This is a genomic window from Shimia fortis (assembly GCF_040225985.1).
Classification (GTDB): domain Bacteria; phylum Pseudomonadota; class Alphaproteobacteria; order Rhodobacterales; family Rhodobacteraceae; genus Shimia.
Genome location: NZ_JBBPEU010000004.1, coordinates 257080 through 276378, shown reverse-complemented (window position 1 = coordinate 276378; position 19299 = coordinate 257080). Strand labels below are relative to the sequence as shown.

Sequence of the window (19299 nt, the reverse complement as noted above, 5' to 3'; positions counted from 1 at the left end):
CGTGCAAATTCGCTGAATTTGCACGACTCCCCCGGAGTATTTTTCGAAGGTGAAGATTGGGCGATGGTGTGTACCCGCCCCCGAATGCCCTAGAACGGGATGTCGTCAGGCGCGGTGACGTAGCTGGCGACGACATGTTTGGTGCCCGCCTTTTCAAACGCCACTTCCAGCTTGTCGCCCTCGATATGGATCACAGTGCCATAACCGAATTTCTGGTGGAACACGCGGTCGCCGACGGTGAAACTCGAGATCGCGTTTGCGTCGATGACGGAATTGCGCGATTCGCGGGGCTGTGACAGGCCGCGTTCGCCGGCGCGGGCCTGCATCCGTTTCCAGCCCGGCGAATTATAGGTGTTGGCGCTGGCCACCCGATCATCCAGCGCTGAGGCCGAGGGCCGCGCGGCGGCGCCAAACCCGCCCCCGTAGAGCCCCGGCGGAGTCAGCACCTCGACATGATCCTCGGGCAGTTCGTCGATAAATCGCGAGGGCATCTGGGATTGCCACTGGCCATAAACCTGCCGGTTTCCGGCAAAGGAAATGGTGCAGAGTTCCTCGGCGCGGGTGATGCCCACATAGGCCAGACGGCGTTCTTCCTCGAGCCCCTTGAGGCCACTTTCATCCATGCTGCGCTGGGAGGGGAAAAGCCCGTCTTCCCAGCCGGGCAGGAACACGGCGGGGTATTCCAGCCCCTTGGCCGCATGCAGGGTCATGATGGTGACCTTTTCCTCGGCCTCGTCTGATTCGTTGTCCATGATCAGGCTGACATGTTCGAGGAACCCTTGCAGGTTCTCGAAACTTTCCAGCGCCTTGACCAGTTCCTTAAGGTTATCAAGGCGGCCCGGGGCCTCGGGTGTTTTGTCATTCTGCCACATGGTGGTGTAGCCGGATTCATCAAGGATGATTTCGGCCAGTTCGATATGGCTGACATCGGGGGCGTCGAGCGGCAGGGGCTGGGCCATAGGGCCCGTTTCATCATCAAGAATGGCATCGTCATCCGCCAGCGTCGGTTGCGGGCGGGCCATCATGGCGCGCCAACGGTCGAGGTTGTCGAGCAGCAGCGCCAGTTCCTTGGCGCCTTTGCCGCCGATGCCCTTTTCCGCGATCAGGATACGGGCCCCTTCCATCAGCGACACGCCATTGTCGCGGGCGCAGGTCTGGATTTTCTGCTGGGCGACATTGCCAAGGCCGCGCTTCGGGGTGTTCACGATCCGCTCGAAGGCGAGGTCATCCTCGGGCGAGACGACGAGGCGGAAGTAGGCCATGGCATCACGGATTTCGAGCCGTTCATAGAAGCGTGGCCCACCGATCACACGATAGGGCAGACCGATGGTCAAAAAGCGGTCCTCGAAGGCGCGCATCTGGTGCGAGGCGCGCACGAGGATGGCGATGTCATCCAGCGACAGCGGGCGACGTTCACGTACACCGCGTTGCAGGGTTTCGATCTCCTCACCGATCCAGCGGGCCTCTTCTTCGCCGTCCCAATGGCCGATCAGACGGACTTTTTCGCCTTCATCCGCCTCGGTCCAGAGTTCCTTGCCCAGACGGTCGGCATTGCCGCGGATCACGTTCGAGGCGGCGGCGAGGATATGCGGGGTCGATCGGTAGTTCTGTTCGAGCCGCACCACATGGGCGCCGGGGAAATCCTTTTCAAAGCGTAGGATATTGCCCACTTCGGCTCCGCGCCAGCCATAGATCGACTGGTCATCATCGCCGACGCAGCAGATATTCTTGTGCCCGCCCGCCAGAAGGCGCAGCCACATATACTGGGCGACGTTGGTATCCTGGTATTCGTCGACAAGAATATAGCGGAACCAGCGTTGATACTGGGCCAGAACGTCGGGATGGTCCTGAAAGATCGTGACCATGTGCAACAACAGGTCGCCGAAATCGGTCGCGTTCAGGTCGCGCAGGCGGGACTGGTATTGCTCATAAAGCTCCCCGCCGCGATGGTTGAACGCACCCGCATCCGCTGCGGGCAGCTTGGCCGGGGTCAGCGCCTTGTTCTTCCAGCCGTCAATGAGGTTGGCAAGCAAGCGGGCAGGCCAGCGTTTTTCGTCGATGTTGTTGGCGACGATGAGTTGTTTCAGAAGGCGGATCTGGTCGTCGGTGTCCAGAATGGTGAAGTTCGATTTGAGGTCCACCAGCTCGGCATGACGGCGCAACAGTTTCACGCAGATCGCGTGGAAGGTGCCCAGCCACGGCATGCCCTCAACCGTGTGGCCCAGCATACCGCCCACACGGTTTTTCATCTCGCGCGCGGCCTTGTTGGTAAAAGTCACGGCCAGAATTTCGTTGGGGCGCGCGCGACCGGTGTTGAGAAGATGTACAATCCGCGCGGTCAGGGCCTTGGTCTTGCCCGTGCCCGCCCCGGCCAGCATCAGGACAGGCCCGTCCAGCCGTTCAACGGCTTCGCGTTGGGCCCGGTTCAACTCGTCCAGATAAGGTGTGGACACAGGCCGCGCGGCCATCGCGCGGGCCGAGAGAGAGGCGCTCTCGAAAGCGTCGGATTCGTCAAAACTGCTCATGCGGCGCAATGTAGCCCTTGCAAAGCGTGAAGAAAAGTTCTCTTTATGTTCCAAGTGCATTTCCCGCCAGCGCGCACTGTTGCGTGTGGCGCGGCTGCGCGGTCTCTGGACAAAGCTGCGGATGCGGCGGAAAACGGGGGCATGGACCTTCACGCCACATATCCCGCCCTGTCCGATCTGCGCCAGAAAGCACAGGCGCGCCTGCCCAAATTTGTCTGGGAATATCTGGACAGCGCCACCGGGGATGAGCGAACCAAGGCCCGCAACCGTGCCAAGCTGGACGAGATCCTGTTTCTGCCGTCGATCCTGCACGGCGATATTGCCTGTGACACAGCGGTGCACTTTCTGGGCGCAGACCACCCCCTGCCCGTCGGGATCGCGCCCGTGGGCATGTCGGGTCTTATCTGGCCCGGTGCGGAACAGATGCTGGCCGAGGCGGGCAAGCGTCTGAACATTCCCTTTTGCCTATCCACCGTTGCCACGCAGACGCCCGATGATCTGGCCCCGCATATCGGAGACCATGCGTGGTTCCAGCTGTACCCGCCGCGGGACGCGGACATTCGCCGCGATATCCTGCAGAGGGCCAAGGCCGCCGGGTTTACGACATTGGTTCTGACCGTGGACGTACCGGTGGCGAGCCGCCGCGAACGGCAGGTGCGGTCCGGCCTGACCACCCCGCCCCGCCTTACCCCGCGCCTTCTGGCTCAGGTTGCGCGGCGTCCGTCCTGGGCGCTGGCCATCTTGCGCAGCGGGATGCCGCGTATGCGCCTGATCGACGAATATGCCGGGCAGGTGACGGGGCTGAGTTCGACCGCCCATGCGGGCTATCTTTTGCGGACCTCGCCGGACTGGGCCTATCTGCAATGGCTACGCGACCACTGGGACGGGCCGCTTTTGGTCAAAGGCGTGCTGAGGGCAGAAGACGCGCCGAGACTGGAGGCGATGGGTGTGGATGCGCTTTGGATTTCGAACCATGCCGGGCGCCAGTTCGACGCCGCCCCTGCCACGATCGAGGCCCTGCCCGCAATCCGCGCAGCCACATCACTGCCGCTCATTCTGGACAGCGGCGTTGAGACAGGTCTGGATATTCTGCGCGCCATGGCGTTAGGCGCAGATTTCGTGATGTTGGGGCGGGGATTCCACTATGCCCTTGCTGCGCTTGGCGCCAAGGGACCCGATCATCTGGTGGATATTCTGCGTCAGGACATGCAGGCCAATATGGGGCAGATCGGAGCAGCCAGCCTTGCCGATCTGCACACGTGCGTTGTGACCTAGAGCGCCTTGAGGTCTGCAGGCAGGTTGTCGACCGCTTCACGACCGGGCACAACAGGCAGACCTGAAGGAATCCAGCCTTTGCCATTCGGCCCGCCGGCCATGCCTTCCGACACGTCCAGAACGCCCTTGATGTCGTTCTTTTCCAGCACTTCCATCAAGTATCCCGTCCGGTTGCCTGTGCGGCAAATGATGGCGACCTCATGGTCCGGATTGCGTTCCAGCACGGCCAGGAATTTCGGCCCGAAATCGCGCTGGGTCATGTCCAGCGGCCACGCGCCCTTGGCAACGCCGGTCTGTTCCCATTCACCGGGAGTGCGCACGTCGATCAGGATCAGCTTGCCCGCCCGGACCTGTTCCAGCGCGTCAGCGGCGCTAATCTTGGCGGGGTTGGCATGGGCCAACGCGGGCATGAACGCCGCAGCGGTGGCGGTCCAGAGAAACGAGCGGCGAGTTAACATGTTCACATTCCGATTTTTTGATGTAACATGATTTTACTGCCACGGACGGTTTCGCGTTGCAATACGTCGCTGCGCACAAACGCGTGACCGTTCAAATTATGCTCATGTCCAAAAAATGAACAAAACCTTGCGAAAATGTAACAAGACTACGCAGTCCTTGGTATTGCGCGCAAAGCAGCCCATGCCTTAGGCATTGGTCACTTTTTGGACAGAGCACAAAAGAGGGGAGCCTGCCCATGCCTGACTTTCAGAAAATCCTAATCGCCAACCGCGGTGAAATCGCGATTCGCGTGATGCGCGCCGCAAACGAGATGGGGAAAAAGACCGTCGCCGTTTTTGCCGAAGAAGACAAATTCGGCCTGCACCGTTTCAAAGCGGACGAAGCGTATCGCATCGGCGAAGGCATGGGGCCGGTTGCGGCCTACCTGTCGATTGACGAGATCATCCGCGTCGCCAAGGAAAGCGGGGCGGATGCGATCCACCCGGGCTATGGCCTGCTGTCCGAGAACCCCGAATTCGTCGATGCCTGCGCAGCGAACGGTATCACTTTCATAGGCCCCAAAGCCGAAACCATGCGCGCCCTTGGCGACAAGGCATCGGCCCGCAAGGTCGCCGTCGCGGCCGGTGTGCCGGTGATCCCTGCGACCGAAGTTCTGGGCGATGACATGGACGCGATCCGCGCCGAGGCGGCCGAGATCGGCTATCCCCTGATGCTCAAGGCAAGCTGGGGCGGCGGTGGCCGTGGCATGCGTCCGATCTTTGGTCCAGACGAGGTCGAGGAAAAGGTACTGGAAGGCCGTCGCGAGGCCGAAGCCGCATTCGGCAATGGCGAGGGGTATCTGGAAAAGATGATCACCCGCGCCCGCCACGTCGAGGTTCAGATCCTTGGCGACAAGATGGGCAACATCTATCATCTCTACGAACGCGACTGCTCGGTCCAGCGCCGCAACCAGAAGGTTGTCGAGCGCGCCCCTGCTCCGTATCTTTCCGAGGCACAGCGTGAAGAAATCTGCGAGCTTGGCCGCAAAATCTGCGCCCATGTGAACTATGAATGCGCCGGCACGGTCGAATTCCTGATGGATATGGAGACCGGCAAGTTCTATTTCATCGAAGTGAACCCCCGCGTGCAGGTTGAACACACCGTCACCGAAGAAGTCACCGGCATCGACATCGTTCAGGCCCAAATCCTGATCGCCGAAGGCAAGAGCATTGCCGAAGCCACCGGCAAAGCCTCGCAATATGACATCCGCCTCAATGGCCATGCTCTGCAAACCCGGATCACGACCGAAGACCCGCAGAATAACTTTATTCCCGACTATGGCCGTATCACCGCGTACCGGTCAGCCACGGGCATGGGCATCCGCCTTGATGGCGGCACGGCCTATGCGGGCGGGGTGATCACGCGTTACTATGACTCGCTGCTCACGAAAGTGACCGCCTGGGCACCGACGCCCGAAAAGGCCATCGCCCGCATGGACCGCGCCCTGCGCGAGTTCCGGATTCGCGGTGTCAGCACCAATATTGCGTTCGTCGAGAACCTCTTGAAGCACAAGACCTTCCTAACCAACCAATACACCACCAAGTTCATCGACGAGACGCCCGAGCTGTTCCAGTTCGCCAAGCGCAAGGACCGGGGCACCAAGGTTCTGACCTATATCGCCGATATCAGCGTGAACGGACACCCCGAGACCACCGATCGCCCAATGCCGCCGGCCGACCTCAAGGCACCGCGCCCGCCTGCAAACCGCGCGGAACCGGCCTATGGCAGCCGTAACCTTCTCGAGGACAAGGGCGCGCAGGCGGTGGCCGACTGGATGAAAGCGCAGAAACAACTGCTGCTCACCGACACCACGATGCGGGACGGGCACCAGTCGCTGCTGGCGACGCGGATGCGCTCGATCGACATGATCAAGGCGGCGCCTGCTTATGCCGCGAACATCCCGCAGCTGTTCAGCGTCGAATGCTGGGGCGGTGCGACCTTTGACGTGGCCTATCGCTTCTTGCAGGAATGCCCGTGGCAGCGCCTGCGCGACCTGCGCGAGCGGATGCCGAACCTTCTGACGCAAATGCTGCTGCGCGCCTCGAACGGCGTGGGCTATACTAACTATCCCGACAACGTGGTGCAGGAATTTGTACGGCAGGCTGCGGAAACCGGCGTGGACGTGTTCCGCGTGTTCGACAGCCTGAACTGGGTCGAAAACATGCGCGTCGCCATGGATGCGGTGGTGGAGTCCGGCAAGATCTGCGAAGGCACGGTCTGTTACACCGGCGACATTCTGAACCCCGACCGTGCGAAGTATGACCTGAAATACTATGTGGCGATGGCCAAAGAGCTTGAGGCGGCAGGCGCGCATGTGCTGGGTCTCAAGGACATGGCAGGCCTGTTGAAACCGGCCTCGGCCACGGTTCTGATCAAGGCGCTGAAGGAAGAGGTCGGGCTGCCGATCCACTTCCACACCCATGACACCAGCGGCATCGCGGGAGCGACCATTCTGGCCGCGGCCGATGCGGGTGTCGACGCGGTGGATGCAGCCATGGACGCGTTCAGTGGCGGCACCTCGCAAGCCTGCCTTGGTTCGATCGTCGAGGCGCTGCGCCATACCGACCGCGACACCGGTCTGGATATCGAAGCTGTGCGTGAAATCTCGGATTACTGGGAAGGCGTGCGGGCGCAATACGTGGCGTTCGAGAGCGGCCTCGCGGCTCCCGCCTCCGAGGTTTACCTGCACGAGATGCCCGGTGGCCAGTTCACCAACCTCAAGGCACAGGCCCGGTCTTTGGGGCTGGAAGAGAAATGGCCGGACGTCGCACAGACCTATGCCGACGTGAACCAGATGTTCGGGGATATCGTCAAGGTAACGCCGTCTTCCAAGGTGGTTGGCGACATGGCGCTGATGATGGTATCCCAAGGCCTGACCCGCGCCGAGGTCGAAGATCCGTCGCATGACGTGGCCTTCCCGGACTCGGTGGTCGACATGATGCGCGGCAATCTGGGCCAGCCCCCGGGCGGTTTCCCCTCGGCGATCATCGACAAGGTGCTGAAGGGCGAACAACCCAACACCGAACGCCCCGGCAAACACCTCGCGCCGGTTGACCTTGAGACGACCCGCGCCGAATTGTCAAAAGAGCTGGAAGGCTACAAGGTCGATGACGAGGACCTGAACGGATATCTGATGTATCCCAAGGTCTTCCTTGATTACATGGGCCGCCACCGCACCTATGGTCCGGTGCGCACCCTGCCGACCAAGACTTTCTTCTATGGCATGGAGCCGGGCGAAGAGATTTCGGCCGAAATCGACCCCGGCAAGACGCTGGAAATCCGCCTGCAAGCGATTGGCGAGACCGACGAGAACGGCGAGGTCAAAGTGTTTTTCGAACTGAACGGCCAACCCCGCGTGATCCGCGTGCCCAACCGTCTGGTGAAATCCTCGACCGCGGCGCGGCCCAAGGCCGAAGCGGGGAATGCCAACCACATCGGCGCGCCGATGCCCGGCGTGGTGGCCAGTGTTGCCGTCAGCGTGGGCCAGCAGGTCAAGGAAGGCGATCTGCTGCTGACCATCGAAGCGATGAAGATGGAAACCGGTATCCACGCCGAGCGTGACGCCACGGTTAAGGCGGTGCATGTGCAGGCCGGTGGCCAAATCGACGCGAAGGACCTGATGATCGAGCTCGAATAAGAGCAAGCTGCATTCCAAGGAAAACGCCCCCTGCCCTGCGGGGGGCGTTTTTCGTGGCGGCGGGTGTCGATCTTACCCACAGGGCGCTCTAGGGTGATGTCATGGATATACTGACGCTCACATTTTCCTCGCTGGCGCTGATCGCCACGGCCGTCATGGCCGCCTCGGCTGCTATTCAGGCGCGCAGGTTCGAGCTGGACCTGTTCGGTGCGACGGTTCTCGGGGTCGCGACGGCCATGGGCGGCGGCACGCTGCGCGACGTGTTTCTGGGTCTGACACCGGCCTTCTGGATCACCGACCTGCGCTATATCTCGGTCGCGGTGCCTGCCTCGATCCTCAGCTTTTGGGTCGCGGCCAAGATGCCGGCGGGCAACGGGCAGCGGTTGGCGCTGTTGATGTATCTTGATGCGATTGGCCTTGCCCTGTTCACGATCACGGGCGTGCAGGTGGCGCTTGGGGCGGGCGCGGCGCCCGTGATTGCCATCGTTCTGGGCTGTGTGACAGGCACGGCGGGCGGTATGATCCGCGACCTGTTGTGCAACATCACCCCAAGCGTGTTGAAAGAAGACCTTTACGCGACGATCTCACTGATCGGGGGGGCGGTCTATTACGGACTGGTCAGCGTTTACGCCGATCCCGTGGCCACGATTGCAAGCTTTGGCCTGATCCTTTTCATGCGGGTTGGATTGTTGCTGCGCCGGAACTGGTAAACCGCGCACTATTGCAGGGGGTCGCCGCCCAGCCCAGCAAAGGCAAGGTAATCGGCCACGTCCAGCCTGTCCTGTTCGCCAAAACCCGTGCCCGCGTGCAGGGCCTTTGCCAACGCGTGGCGAAAGGCCCATTCGTGGCGCGCCCCGAACTGGCGGGCAACCAGCGGGGCCAGTTCCGGATGGGCGTCCAGCACGTCTTCCACTGCCGTGATGATCTGGTGCCCCAGCGCCAGATCGCCGGACTGACGATGAATGGCAAGTGCCTCGATCAGGGATTCCTTGTTGGCCATGGGCACGTTGGGTGCGGCAAGCAGGGATCCGGTAAACAGGCCGACCGCATCGACCCCGAACGCCTCGACATAAGCGGTGGCAAACGGCCCCAGCGACAGACCCGCAAAGGCAAGGTTCGCTTCCATCCCGGTTTGCACGATCTCTTGGGCCAGCGGGTCTTCACTGAACCCCAAAAGCAGGATACGGATCGGCGTCAGATCCCGTTCAGTCGTCTGGCCAAGGCGGGCCGCCATCGTGGGCACATCCAGCGAAAGGGAAAGCTGTGACAGCACGGCGTAGTCCGCCTGATCCAGTTCTCTCAGCGCCAAAGTGCGCACCTGACGGTCGGGGTGGCGCACGAGGTCGGCAAACATCTGGAACCGTTCGAGATCACCGCCATAGCGCCAAGCGGGCAAGCGGGTGAGGATGCTCTCCAGCACCGGTGCCATGGCGCTATCGACATAGGCAATACGCTTCCAGTCGCCGGTCTCGGGATCGGTCACGAACAGCACCGCATCGCTGGCCATGCGCGACAGTTTCTGACGGGTGGTCGAATCGACCAGAAAGGGAATACCTGCATCGCCCGCAGGCCCGTGCAGAACCTGTGTCACAGCATAGCGGAAAGGGTTTGCCGTATCCGCCCGCGCCAGAACGATCCGCTCGGCAGATAACATCTGGTCCACAATGCCGGGCTTGGGCGCATAGTTGTGGAACCCGCAGGCCCATGCGACGCCGAAGGTGGACAGTGCAAGACCGGATGCAAGAGCGATGGCTTTGATCATGGCCCCTTTCTAGCAGATTCCCAAACAGGCGACGACACAGATTTCCGTGATTACCGCCTGTTTTGGCACAAGGCCGCCGACGGATCGGCGGCCCTGTCGTCACGCTTGTCAGACAAAGTCGATATGCCTGTTGAACGGCATCTCGCGGATGCGCTGGCCGGTGGCGGCAAAGATCGCGTTGGCCAGCGCCGGGGCCGCAGGCGGGATCGGGGGTTCGCCGATACCACGCACCTTGGTGCCGTTTTCAAGCCCTTTGACAAATATCTCGGGGCATTGGTTCAGGCGCATACCTTCGGCGTCCCAGTAGTTGGCCTGTTCGGCCATGCCGCCAGCATAGGTGATTTCACTGTTGATCGCGTGACCAAGGCCAAACACGACCCCGCCCTGCATCAGGTTTTCGAAGTTCACAGGATCGACGACAGTGCCGACATCGGCGGCAATCCAGACCTTGTCGATGCGAATCCCGTCGTCGGTATTGGTCACCTCGATCACTTCGGCCGTGGGAACTCCAAAGCTCTCGACGAAGGCGACGCCGCGCCCCTTGTTCGGGCCAAGCTCGCCGCCCCAGGATGACATCTCGGCGACAGCCTCAAGCACCTTGCGGCTGACGTCGTGACCCATCAGGCGGATACGCTCTTCCATCGGGTCGGCACCAGCCTCGTGGATGAGTTCATCCAGAAAGCTGTCGAAAAAGAACCCGTTGGCCGACGCCCCGACCGAACGCCAAGAGGACACCGGCGCCAGTTGCGGCACGCGATAGCCTCGCATCCGGTAGTTCGGCAGATTGTAAGGGTTGTTCCACGACCCGGCAACGATCTGGCTGTCGGGGCCGGGCACAGGCATCTGCGCGCGCCCCATCTGGGATTCGATCACCGAAGGCATTGCAACCTGAAGGTCAATCGCCTCGACCTTGCCATCCTTGACGGTACCTGCGCCGCGCGCCATGCCGATATGCCGCGGGTAATCGTGGGCAAAGTCCTCTTCCCGCGAATAGGTCAGCTTGACAGGCGTGCCGCGCATCTGGTTCGCGATCTCGGCGGCCTGCTTGATGTTGTCGAACTCAAGCCGGTGCCCGAAACTGCCGCCCATATACTGGTTGATAAACGTCACCTGTTCGGGATCGTGCCCCGTGATCTGCGCAACCAGAACCTGAAGCTGGCGCGGGATCTGATGCCCGGCCCAGACAGTCACACCGCCGCCTTCCACCAGAACGGTGGCATTCAGCGGCTCTAGCGGAGCATGGGCCACATAGGGCGCGCGGTATTCGGCGTTCATCGGCGTGCCCGCCGACAGGGCCGCCGCCGTGTCGCCGTCATCGCGCCATGTCTTGTCCAGACGATCCGCGACGAAAGAACGGCCGATCTCCTCCCAGTGCTGCGCCTGCTCTGCCGGATAGGGCGCCGGACCCCAGTCAAAATCAATCGCTTCGGCAGCCTGCATCGCTCGCCAGGTATTGTCGGCAATCACGGCAACGCCGTTGGTGATCTCGACCACCTTCGAGACACCGCGCATCTCTAGGGCGGCAGTGGCGTCATACCCGTTCATCACACCGCCCTGACGCGGGTTTACCTTGACCGCGGCATGCACCTGCCCCGGAATATCAAGGTCGATCCCGTAAGTCTGGGTGCCGGTGGATTTGGCCACGATGTCGATCCGCTGGGTCGGCTTGCCAATCAGGCGCCATTCGGCAGGGTCGCGCAGGGTGACGTCGGTCACAGGCTCAAGACCCGCTGCAATCGGGGCAAGCTCCTGATAGCTCAGACGCGTGCCGTCGGGCAGAATGACATGGCCCGACTCGGTTTTGAGCGCGGTGGTGTTGATACCCGATTTCTCGGCCGCCGCCGCCTTGAGCGTTTCGCGGGCCACGGCCCCTGCCCGGCGCAGTTTGTCAAAGCTGTCTGGGATCGTGGTCGAGCCACCGGTGATCTGCATCCCCATCAGCTTGACCACCCCCCCCATGATGCTGCGCATGGTTTCGGCGGTGAACCCGTCATCCGTGGACGGGAACGGCACGCCCTCATCCGCTAGCGCGGAATTCCAATAAGCCTTGTCCGGCTTGCCAAAACTGGTTTCGAATTGGCCAAGATCAAGATCCATTTCCTCGGCGATCAGGATGGCCTGCGAATGGGCCACGCCCTGCCCCTTGTCCCCGTGCGGGCCAATCAACGTGATCGTGTCGCCGTCAATCACGACCCAGGGGTTGAAGCTCGCCGCGCCCGAGGCGAGGTCGGTTTCATTCGGGTTCGCATAGGGGGTTTTTGCCTTGTAGACCCCAAAGGCGACGCCGCCCACGACGGCAGCGGACCCGATCAGAAAGGTACGGCGTGCAATTTTTCCAACTTTGCCCATGATTACGCTCCCTGCACCTTGGTGGCGGCGGTTTTCACGGCGGCGCGGATGCGCGGATAGGTGCCGCAGCGGCAGAGGTTGCCCGACATGGCCGTGTCAATCTCGTCGTCGGTGGGGTTCGGCGTTTCCGCCAGCAGCGCCGCCGCCTGCATGATCTGGCCCGACTGGCAATAGCCGCACTGCGCCACCTGATGTTCGATCCATGCTTCCTGCACCGCGTGCAGTGCGTCCGGCTGACCCAGCCCGTTGATGGTGGTCACCTCTCCGGTCACATCACCCGCAGCCGTCTGACAAGAGCGCACGGCCACCCCGTCGATATGCACGGTACAGGCGCCGCAGGCCGCAACGCCGCAGCCGTATTTCACGCCCTTGATGCCAATCTCATCTCTCAGCACCCACAACAGCGGCATGTCGTCTTCGACATCCACGTCATGCGTCTTTCCATCCACAACGAGTTTCACGCGCTTTCTCCTGCTGGCTTATCCGTTGCATTAAAGGTTAGCATTAAATCCGCCATTACAACTTGCAGATTGTGCCAAAATTCATTCAGATGGTGCCAAAGTCGCCAAGTGCGGTGGATTGGGCCGCGTTGCTGCCCCATCCTGCGCGCGATAGATCCGAAACATGGTGGGGACCATGACCCAGAAACTTCTCTATGCCAGCGGCGAAAAATTCTATCAGCTGTGCCGGGTTCTGAAGATTGATCCAGTGCGGGTTCTGCGCCGCGCCGGCCTGCCTGCGGACCATATCGAACACGAGGGTAAAGGCAGTACGGCAGAGCAGTTCTTTGCGATCTTTCAGGCCGTTTTTGACGAGGCCAAACGCGATGACCTGCCGCTGTTTCTCGGAAAATTCTACGCCCACGGACCGTTCGTGCCGCCGGTCTTTGCCTTTTCCTGTAGCCCCGACATCGAAAGCGGCGTCAAACGCATGGCACTGTTCAAACCCCTTATCGCACCGTGCAAGCTCGAGGTGCTGCGCGCGGGCGACACGGTATCCCTGACCTTTCAGTCCAGTGATCCGACGGTCGAGATGCCCGCCCAGATGGCGCTGTTCGAACTGGTCTATTTCCTTGAATGCAGCCGGACCTTCACCGCCGAACATATCATCCCGCGCGACATCACCCTGCCGGTCGGGGCGCGGATGACACCCGATCTTTTCGACTACTTTGGCGTCACGCCATCGGGCACGGGAATCGCCGCGATCCATCTCAGTGACGAAGACGCCACGCGCCCGCTGATCTCGCAGAATGCCGAATTGTTGGCCGGGTTTGAACGGGACCTGAAACGCCAACTGGCGGAAAAACTGCCGGACACCCCGACCACCGATCGCCTGCGCAAGACCCTGTTCGAGATGCTTCCGGCGGGCGACTCTTCGGTCAATGCCGCGTGCAAACGGTTGTGCATGTCGCGCCGCAGCCTGCAACGCAAACTCAAGGACGAAGCCACCACCTTTCAGGCGGTTCTGGACGAGGTCCGCTCGGAACTTTCGTTGCATTACCTGCGTCAGGACGACATGAGCATCGAGGAAATATCCTATCTGCTGGCCTATCGCGATCCGAACTCGTTTTACCGCGCTTTTCACGGATGGACCGGCATGACCCCGATGCAGGCGCGCCTGACACCCGCGCACTAGCGGCGCAAAAATCGACAACCATCCAGCCACAGGAAGCCTTGACCTTCCCAAAACAGGAAGCTTTATAAGGAAAGAACAACTGTAACGGAGGGCTGCGCCCATGACTGCCGCCGCCAAATTGCGTTTTGAGATCGACGGGATGAGCTGCGCCGGGTGCGCCGGACGGGCCGAACGCGCATTGCAAGCGATGCCGGGACAGACCGAAGCCACAGTGAACCTCGCTGCGGCCAGCGGATATGTCACACTGACCACCGCAACTGCCGACGACATTCGCCAGACCCTCAAGACCGCCGGCTATCCGGCGCGCGAGGACGTGATCGTGCTGGACATCGCGGATATGAGCTGTGCGTCCTGTGTGGCGCGGGTTGAACAAGCCCTGACCGCGCAGCCGGGCGTGATCGCGGCGCAGGTCAACCTTGCCAGCGAGACCGCAACGATCCGGACTTTGCGTGGCGCGGTCAGCGCGGCCGAGCTCGCCCATTTGGTCACAGACAGTGGCTATGCCGCAACCCCGCGCCGGGGTGACACGCCCGCGGGGTCCGAAACCGACAAGATCACACCGGCCCGCAATGCCTTTGCGCTGGCGGCAGTTCTGACCCTGCCCGTCTTTGTGCTGGAAATGGGCGGACACATGATCCCCGCCTTTCACCACTGGGTGCATATGAATATCGGGGTCCAGACATCCTGGACGCTCCAGTTCGTGCTGACAACGCTGGTCATGCTGTGGCCCGGGCAGGTGTTCTATCGCAAGGGCATACCGTTGCTCTGGCGCCGCACGCCTGACATGAATTCATTGGTGGCGCTGGGATCGCTGGCGGCGTGGGGCTATTCCACCGTGGCCCTGTTTGCGCCGGCCTTGCTGCCCGAGGGCGCTCGCAATGTCTATTTCGAGGCGGCAGCAGTGATCGTTACCCTGATCCTGATGGGCCGCTGGCTCGAGGCACGGGCCAAAGGGCACACGGGCGACGCGATCCGCAAGCTTGTCGGCCTGCAGGCGCAAACGGCACGGGTGGAACGCCATGGCGCCTTGATCGAACTGCCCGTGGACGAGGTGCATGTCGGCGACACGCTGCACCTGCGCCCCGGCGAAAAGGTGGCAGTGGACGGCGAAGTTCTGACCGGCACCAGCCATATCGACGAAAGCATGATCTCGGGTGAACCGCTGCCTGTCGCCAAGGGCACAGGCGACACGGTCATCGCGGGCACGATCAACGGCACGGGCGCGCTGACATTCCGGGCGACGGGCGTGGGCAGCGATACCATGCTGGCGCGGATCATCGCCATGGTGGAACAGGCGCAGGGCGCCAAGCTGCCGGTGCAGTCGCTTGTGGACCGGATCGTTCTGATCTTTGTGCCGGTTGTCATGGGTGTTGCGCTGCTTGCGCTGGCGGGCTGGCTTTTGTTCGGGCCGGAGCCAAGGCTGGCGCACGCGCTTGTGGCGGCGGTCTCGGTGCTGATTATTGCCTGCCCCTGCGCTATGGGGCTGGCCACGCCGACCTCGATCATGGTCGGCACCGGGCGCGCCGCAGAGATGGGGGTCTTGTTCCGCAAGGGCGAGGCGCTGCAACAGCTGGACGAGATTACGACCGTCGCGTTCGACAAGACCGGCACGCTTACGGCGGGGCGGCCCGAACTCGTCCTGCTGGCCCCCGCCAGCGGCTTTGACGCGGACACGGTCTTGCGACTGGCCGCCGCGGTCGAGAGCCAGTCGGAACACCCGATTGCCCTTGCGGTGGAACGCGCGGCCTTGTCCAAAGACCTAGATCTGCCGCAAGCCACTAATTTCACGGCGATCGAAGGCCACGGCGTCACGGCCTGTGTCGGGGAGCAAACCGTCCTGATCGGCAACCCGCGGCTGATGATCCGCGAAAACGTGGATTTCTCGCCGCTATCAGGCACCGCTCAGGCAGCCGCCGCCAAAGGCGAAACCCCGTTCTTTGTCGCCATCGACGGCCAACTGGCCGGAGTATTTTCGGTCGCGGACCCGATCAAGCCCAGCGCCCGCCCTGCCCTCCAGGCTCTCGAAGCGGCGGGGATCGAGGTCGCCATGATCACCGGGGACAACGCGACCACAGCGGCGGCGATTGCTGCCGAACTGGGCATCCGCAACGTACAGGCTGACGTGCTGCCCGAGGGCAAGGCCGACGCGGTGCGCAAGCTTCAGGCCAAGGGGCCGGTCGCGTTTGTCGGCGACGGCATCAACGATGCGCCAGCGCTTGCCGTGGCTGAAACCGGCATCGCCATAGGCACCGGCACGGATGTCGCCATCGAAAGCGCCGACGTGGTGCTGGTCTCGGGCGACCCTGCTGGTGTGGTAAACGCGCTGGATGTCTCGATCGCCACGATGAAGAACATCCGCCAGAACCTGTTCTGGGCCTTCATCTACAACATCGCCCTGATCCCGGTAGCCGCCGGGCTGTTCTATCCGCTGCTCGGCTGGCAGCTCTCGCCCATGCTGGGGGCTGGCGCGATGGCGCTTTCGTCGGTGTTCGTGTTGACCAACGCGCTGCGCCTGCGCCGCATATCCCCTGCCATGCCCATCACTTCACAGGAGTAAGCCATGAATATCGGAGAGATTTCAGGCAAGTCCGGCCTTCCTGCCAAAACCATCCGCTACTACGAAGATATCGGCCTGATCACGCCCGACCGGTCCGAGAACGGCTATCGCCGCTTTAGTCAGAATGATTTGCACAAACTGACCTTTCTGGGGCGCGCACGGGCGCTTGGGTTCTCGATCGAGGACTGCCGGACACTGATGGCGATGTACGAGGACGAAAGCCGCGCCAGCGCCGACGTCAAGAAAGTGGCGCAGGAACATTTGATCCGCATCGACGAGAAGATTGCCCAGTTGCAGTCGATGCGCGAAACCCTCGCGCTTCTGGTGTCGGAATGCGCAGGGGACAACCGCCCCGACTGTCCAATCCTGAACGACCTGGCCTGCGGCAAAACCTGAGCTCTAACGTCCATTTTGCGTCGGATCTTATGTCTTTCCCCTCGACAAGAGAGCGCCGCATACTAGGTTCCGGGCATGACTATTGCGATCCACTGGTTTCGCCGCGACCTGCGGCTGTACGACAACCCTGCCCTCACCCGTGCCGCCCGTGCGGGCAAGGTTATTCCCGTCTATATCCACGACGACAAGGTGCCGCTTGGCGGGGCCAGCGCGGCGTGGCTTCATCGCTCTCTCACGGCCCTGAACACGGCGCTGGATGGGCGTCTGGTGCTGATGTTGGGCGATCCCCTGACCTGCCTGCCGGATCTGGCCCACCAGACCGGCGCATCGGTGGTGACATGGACCCGCCGCTATGATGCCGCGGGCATCACCGTAGACACTGCGTTGAAATCGACGCTGAAGGCCGAAGGGCTTGAGGTGCATAGCGAAAACGGCACGCTTCTGTGGGAGCCGATGGATGTGAAAAAGGCGGACGGCACGCCTTACAAGGTATTCACGCCGTTTTTCCGAAAGGGATGCATGGCGGCCCCGCCGCCGCGGACACCCCTGCCCGCGCCAGAGATATCCTTTGCCGACACCGTGGACGGCTGCGCGCTTGACGAATTAGGTCTGCGCGACGGGATCGGCTGGGACACCGATGTTATGTCGGACTGGACCCCGGGCGAAGCGGGCGCAGGGGCACGGCTTGAGGCGTTCCTGTCCGACGGGCTGGACGGCTACAAGGAAGGCCGCAACATTCCGGCGCAGGAAAATGTCTCGCGCCTGTCGCCGCACCTGCATTTCGGGGAAGTTTCCCCCAATACCGTATGGCACGCCGCGCGGGCGCGGGATGCCTCGGGCGACCGCGACCATTTTCTCTCGGAACTGGGCTGGCGCGAGTTTTCCTACAGCATCCTGTTCCACAATCCCGACATTGCGACCCACAATCTGAACCGGAAATTCGACAGCTTCCCGTGGCGCGACGCGCCAGAGGAGCTGCGCCGCTGGCAGACAGGGCAAACTGGCATTCCCATCGTCGATGCGGGCATGCGGGAACTTTGGCAGACCGGCTACATGCACAACCGCGTGCGTATGATCGTGGCGTCTTTCCTGATCAAGAACCTGATGATCCACTGGCGCCACGGCCTTGCCTGGTTTGATGACACGTTGTTTGATGCGGACCCTGCGAACAACGCGGCCAGTTGGCAATGGGTGGCGGGCAGCGGCGCGGATGCCGCCCCCTATTTCAGAATTTTCAACCCCGTGACCCAAAGCGAGAAGTTCGACCCACAAGGCAGCTATATCCGCCGCTACGTGCCCGAACTTGCCGCCTTGCCCGACCGCTCTATCCATGCACCATGGGCGGCCCCTGCGCTGGTTCTGAAGGCGGCGGATGTCGCTTTGGGCAAAACCTATCCCCATCCCTTGGCAGATCTCAAGGAATCGCGGGTGCGTGCGCTGGACGCGTTCAAGGCATTGTGACCGGCTGCGACGCCGCGATCTGCAGTGTACCGATGCCACGGCGTCACATTTACCGCTAACACCACGGATGACGTCGCCCTTTACCCTTTCCGAAAGGAAACATCCCCCGTATACCGCCCGCAAATTCTGAACAAAGGGATACGTCAACCATGACCGTCACTGTAGGTATCAACGGATTTGGCCGCATTGGCCGCTGCACTCTCATGCACATTGCCGAAAGCGCACGCGACGACGTCAAGGTCGTCAAGGTCAACGCCACCGGCCCGCTGGAAACCGCGGCGCACCTGATCCGTTATGACTCGGTCCATGGCCGCTTCCGCAATGAGGTCAAGATCGGCGAAGGCATGATGGATCTTGGCGCGGGCGAGATGCAGATGTTCTCGACCTATGACATGGACGAACTCGACTGGTCGGGTGTCGACGTTGTCATGGAGTGTACCGGCAAGTTCAACGACGGTGAAAAGGCCAAGGCCCACCTCGAGCGTGGCGCCAAGAAAGTGCTGCTGTCGGCCCCCGGCAAGAACGTCGACAAGACCATCGTGTTCGGTGTGAACGACGAAATGCTCGAAGCCTCGGACACCATGATCTCCAACGGGTCCTGCACCACCAACTGTCTGGCCCCTGTCGCCAAGGTTCTGAACAACGCGTTTGGCATTGAGTCGGGCATCATGACCACGATCCACGCCTATACCGGTGACCAGCCGACGCTCGACCGTCGCCACAAAGACCTGTACCGCGCCCGCGCGGCCGCAATGTCGATGATCCCGACCTCGACCGGTGCAGCCAAGGCACTCGGTGAAGTTCTGCCCGAACTGAAAGGCAAACTGGACGGGTCCGCCGTGCGCGTCCCCACCCCGAATGTCTCGGCCGTGGACCTAACATTTGTCGCCAAGAAGGACGTCACCGAGGCAGACGTGAACGCCGTCATGGCCGAAGCCGCCGCTGGCCCGATGAAAGGCGTGCTGGGCTACACCGAAGAGAAACTGGTTTCGACAGATTTCAACCATACCGAAGAAAGCTCGATCTTCGCCGCCGACCAGACCAAAGTCATCGGCGGGCGTCTGGTTCGCGTTCTTGCGTGGTACGACAACGAATGGGGCTTCTCCTGCCGCATGGCAGACGTGGCCCAGAAGATGGGCTCGATGTAATCGTCCCGATCTCCTGAACCAATCTTGCGCCTTCGGACGCTGTCGGGCATATCCTT

General features: G+C 61.9%; 13 protein-coding genes. 8 read left to right on the top strand and 5 right to left on the bottom strand.

The genetic code is table 11. The features are described from left to right. Positions 1-89 precede the first annotated feature (89 nt). A complete protein-coding gene (locus WNE31_RS09255) occupies positions 90-2525 on the bottom strand; it encodes an ATP-dependent helicase (RefSeq protein WP_349979458.1) in 2436 nt (811 codons plus the stop codon). Positions 2526-2666: 141 nt separating this feature from the next. Between WNE31_RS09255 and WNE31_RS09250 the strand changes: the two genes are divergently transcribed. Then, positions 2667-3800 (top strand): alpha-hydroxy acid oxidase, encoded by a 1134-nt coding sequence (locus tag WNE31_RS09250; RefSeq protein ID WP_349979465.1) that lies wholly within the window; start codon positions 2667-2669, stop codon positions 3798-3800. On the opposite strand, the gene WNE31_RS09245 is transcribed toward WNE31_RS09250, so the two are convergent. Beyond that, entirely contained in the window at positions 3797-4258 is a 462-nt protein-coding gene (locus WNE31_RS09245) for a rhodanese-like domain-containing protein (RefSeq protein WP_349979457.1), read from the bottom strand. The genes WNE31_RS09250 and WNE31_RS09245 overlap by 4 nt on opposite strands. Before the next feature lie 236 nt (positions 4259-4494). Between WNE31_RS09245 and WNE31_RS09240 the strand changes: the two genes are divergently transcribed. Together WNE31_RS09240 and WNE31_RS09235 are read left to right on the top strand one after the other, a co-directional pair. Next, the gene (locus WNE31_RS09240; protein WP_349979456.1) at positions 4495-7935 is read left to right on the top strand and encodes a pyruvate carboxylase; all 3441 of its coding nucleotides are present in this window, start codon (positions 4495-4497) and stop codon (positions 7933-7935) included. A 101-nt stretch (positions 7936-8036) separates the two neighbouring features. Next, a complete protein-coding gene (locus tag WNE31_RS09235; RefSeq protein ID WP_349979455.1) occupies positions 8037-8645 on the top strand; it encodes a trimeric intracellular cation channel family protein in 609 nt (202 codons plus the stop codon). Between the two features lie 8 nt (positions 8646-8653). On the opposite strand, the gene WNE31_RS09230 is transcribed toward WNE31_RS09235, so the two are convergent. The 3 genes from WNE31_RS09230 to WNE31_RS09220 form a co-directional block, all read right to left on the bottom strand. Beyond that, on the bottom strand, positions 8654-9697 hold the full coding sequence (locus WNE31_RS09230) for a hypothetical protein (RefSeq protein WP_349979454.1): 1044 nt from the start codon (positions 9695-9697) through the stop codon (positions 8654-8656). A gap of 108 nt (positions 9698-9805) precedes the next feature. After that, on the bottom strand, positions 9806-12046 hold the full coding sequence (locus WNE31_RS09225; protein ID WP_349979453.1) for a xanthine dehydrogenase family protein molybdopterin-binding subunit: 2241 nt from the start codon (positions 12044-12046) through the stop codon (positions 9806-9808). A 2-nt stretch (positions 12047-12048) separates the two neighbouring features. Further along, a complete protein-coding gene (locus tag WNE31_RS09220) occupies positions 12049-12507 on the bottom strand; it encodes a (2Fe-2S)-binding protein (RefSeq protein WP_349979452.1) in 459 nt (152 codons plus the stop codon). Between the two features lie 175 nt (positions 12508-12682). Here WNE31_RS09220 and WNE31_RS09215 point away from each other — a divergent pair, with 175 nt between their 5' ends. The 5 genes from WNE31_RS09215 to gap all read left to right on the top strand — a co-directional run bounded on the left by WNE31_RS09215 (position 12683) and on the right by gap (position 19243). Continuing rightward, positions 12683-13681 (top strand): helix-turn-helix domain-containing protein, encoded by a 999-nt coding sequence (locus WNE31_RS09215; protein WP_349979451.1) that lies wholly within the window; start codon positions 12683-12685, stop codon positions 13679-13681. A gap of 100 nt (positions 13682-13781) precedes the next feature. Further along, on the top strand, positions 13782-16238 hold the full coding sequence (locus tag WNE31_RS09210) for a heavy metal translocating P-type ATPase (protein ID WP_349979449.1): 2457 nt from the start codon (positions 13782-13784) through the stop codon (positions 16236-16238). A gap of 3 nt (positions 16239-16241) precedes the next feature. After that, positions 16242-16634 (top strand): Cu(I)-responsive transcriptional regulator, encoded by a 393-nt coding sequence (gene cueR, locus WNE31_RS09205; protein WP_349979448.1) that lies wholly within the window; start codon positions 16242-16244, stop codon positions 16632-16634. Positions 16635-16709: 75 nt separating this feature from the next. Beyond that, positions 16710-18095: a cryptochrome/photolyase family protein gene (locus WNE31_RS09200; RefSeq protein WP_349979447.1), complete on the top strand. Its 1386-nt coding sequence runs from the start codon at positions 16710-16712 to the stop codon at positions 18093-18095. Positions 18096-18244: 149 nt separating this feature from the next. Continuing rightward, a complete protein-coding gene (gene gap, locus WNE31_RS09195) occupies positions 18245-19243 on the top strand; it encodes a type I glyceraldehyde-3-phosphate dehydrogenase (protein WP_349979446.1) in 999 nt (332 codons plus the stop codon). Positions 19244-19299 lie beyond the last annotated feature (56 nt).